The 2775-nt window shown below is 77.2% G+C and carries 3 protein-coding genes; all 3 read left to right on the top strand.

Annotation, left to right across the window (positions count from 1 at the left end; all coding sequences use genetic code 11):
- Positions 1-807 (top strand): FAD-binding protein (locus HMPREF3099_RS13255; RefSeq protein ID WP_141762014.1); only part of this gene is annotated, 807 nt, incomplete at its 5' end.
- Positions 808-860: 53 nt separating this feature from the next.
- Entirely contained in the window at positions 861-1769 is a 909-nt protein-coding gene (nadC, locus tag HMPREF3099_RS05785) for a carboxylating nicotinate-nucleotide diphosphorylase (RefSeq protein ID WP_070705120.1), read from the top strand.
- Positions 1770-1828: 59 nt separating this feature from the next.
- Positions 1829-2775: bifunctional chorismate mutase/prephenate dehydrogenase (tyrA, locus tag HMPREF3099_RS05780; RefSeq protein WP_070705119.1), on the top strand; the 947-nt coding region annotated here is incomplete at its 3' end.

Raw genomic sequence — 2775 nt, 5'->3', positions numbered from 1 at the left:
CAGCGCTTCGTGGACGAGGTGGCCCCGCGCGACGTCGTGGCCGCCGCCGTGCACGCGCAGCGCCTGGCCGGCCGGCGGGTGGAGCTGGACTGCCGCGGTGTGCGCGGGCTGGAGGAGTTCACCGCCCTGGCCGCCACCGCCGCCGCGGTCGGCCTGGACCCGCGTCGGGACCCGCTGCCGGTCTGCCCGGCCGCCCACTACACGGTGGGCGGGGTGCTCAGCGACGCCCGCGGCCGCACGACCGTGCCGGGGCTCTGGGCCGTCGGCGAGGTGGCCTGCACCGGGCTGCACGGCGCCAATCGGTTGGCCTCCAACTCGCTGCTCGAGGGGGTGGTGACCGCACGCGCGGCCGCGGCGGACGTGCTCTCGGGCGTGGGGGAGCCGGCTGAGAGCGCCGCGCAGTCGGTTGATCTGGCTGGCACCTGGCACGATGGGTGGCGCTCGCCCGTGGGGGCCGAGCGCACCATCACCGCCGATGCGGCAGAGGCCGCCCTGGCGACCGAGCGTCTCCTCGGGGACGGTCCCGCCCGCGACCCGCTGGTGGGCGAGCTGCTCTCCACCGCCGCCGGCGTGGCCCGCCGTCGCGACGAGGTGCACCGCGCCCTGACCGCGCTGGAGGGCCGCCCCGGGCCCGATGCCCTGGTGGCCCGCCTCGTGCTGCGTTCCGCCCTGCGGCGCGAGCGGTCGGTGGGCGGCCACCGGTGGGTCGAGGAGCAGGGCCAGCCCACCCGCACGGTCCGGCCCGCCAGCACAGACCAGCCCACCGGGTCCAGCCAGCCCACCCACCGCGCAGGAGCCGTCGCATGACCACGCACGCCACGCCATCGTCATCGCCATCGTCCACACTCTCGACACCCGCTGTGACCGTTCGCGCCCCGCGCCCGGCCGACGTCGACGCCCTCGTGGCCGCCGCCCTCGCCGAGGACCTCGGCACCGGCGGAGACGTCACCGCCCGCGCCACCGTCCCGGACGACGCCACCGGCGCGGCGGTCGTGGTGGCCCGCGAGGCCGGCGTCGTCTCCGGGCTGGACTTCGTGGCCGCCGCCTTCGAGCAGGTCGATCCCCGCCTCGTGGTCGAGCCGCTGGCCGCCGACGGCGACCGTGTGCCCGCCGGCACCCCACTGGCGCGTGTCACCGGGCCCACGCGCGGCATCGTCACCGGGGAGCGCGTGGCGCTGAACTTCCTCGGCCTGCTCAGCGGGGTGGCCACGGCCACCGCCCGCCTCGTGGACGAGGTGGCCGGCACCGGCGCCCGGGTGGTGGACACGCGCAAGACCGTGCCCGGTCTGCGGGCCGCCCAGAAGCGGGCGGTGCGCCACGGCGGCGGGTCCAACCACCGCCTCGGGCTGCACGACGCGGTGATGGTGAAGGACAACCACATCGCCCTGGCCGGCGGTGTGACGGCGGTGCTGGAGCGGCTCGCCGAGGGTCCGGAGGCGCCGGGCCACATGGTGCGCGTCGAGGTGGAGGTGGACACCCTCGAGCAGCTCGGGGAACTGGCCGCGTTCGACCGGGCCCGCGCCGAGGCCGGGCGGCGCCCCGTGGTGGACGTGGTGCTCCTGGACAACATGGGCCCCGCCCGGGTGCGCGATGCCGTGGCGCTGCTCCGCGGTGCCGGGCTGCGGCCGGTGGTGGAGGTCTCCGGCGGCGTGGCGCCCGGTGGTGCGGCGCGGGCGCTCGCCGAGGCCGGCGCGGACGTGCTGAGCTCCGGGGCGCTGACCCATTCCGCCCGGTGGCTGGACGTGGCGCTGGAGGACGAGCCGGCCTGAGGCGGGGCGCCCCATGCGCGCGAGGGGGTGACGCCGCGTCCCTCCTAGACTTCTGGCGCATGGAGCCGTCGCAGACCGTCCGTCGCATCGTCGTCGTGGGAGGGGCCGGTGCGCTGGGCTCCCGCTTCGTGGAGTGGTTCCGCGGCGAGGGCGACCTGGTGCACGTCATCGACCCCGCGGCGCCCTCCCGCCCCGGGTCCGACGGCCTGCCCGCGGCCTCCCACACCGGTGACCCCGCCGCGGACGCCGCCGCGCTGGCCGCCGCCGACCTCGTGCTCGTGGCGGTGCCCATCCGGGTCACCCCGGAGGTCGTCGCGGCGCTGCCCCCGCTGCGCCCCGACGCGGTGCTGGCCGACCTCACGTCCGTGAAGGCCCCCGCCGTGGCCGCGATGCTGGACACCCACCCCGGGCCGGTGGCGGGCCTGCACCCCATGTTCGGGCCGGACGTCGCCTCACCCGCCGGCGAGGTGGTGGTGCACTCCCCGGGCCGCGGCGACGTGGCCTGGCTGCTGGACCGCATCGCCGGCTGGGGGTGCCGCGTGGAGACCGTGGACGCCGCCGAGCACGACCGGCTCATGGGCGTCATCCAGGCGCTGCGGCACACCGTGACCTTCGCGTACGGCGCGGACCTGCGCCGCGAGGGGGCCGACCTGGAGACGCTGCTGGCCCTGAGCAGCCCCATCTACCGCACCGAGCTGATGATGGTGGCGCGCCTCTTCGCCCAGGACGCCGGGCTGTACCACGACATCATCACCGCCAGCGAGGCGAACCTCGAGCTGCTGCAGCACTTCCACACCACCCTCGGCGAGGTGGTGGAACGCCTCCGCGCCGGCGACCGGGAGGGCTTCCTGGCCGAGTTCGAGGCCGTCCGTGAGTACTTCGCGGGCCACTCCGAGGCGTTCCTGGCCGAGAGCCGCGAGCTGCTGCAGGCTGCCAAGAGCCTGCGCGCCGGCGGGCCCGACGAGCCCACCGGCCCGGCCGCCGACGACGACGAGCTGGCCGCCCG

Source organism: Kytococcus sp. HMSC28H12 (assembly GCF_001816045.1).
GTDB lineage: Bacteria > Actinomycetota > Actinomycetes > Actinomycetales > Dermatophilaceae > Kytococcus > Kytococcus schroeteri.
The sequence above is the reverse complement of the archived record's forward strand: the minus strand, read 5'-3'. Positions and strand labels throughout refer to the sequence as shown.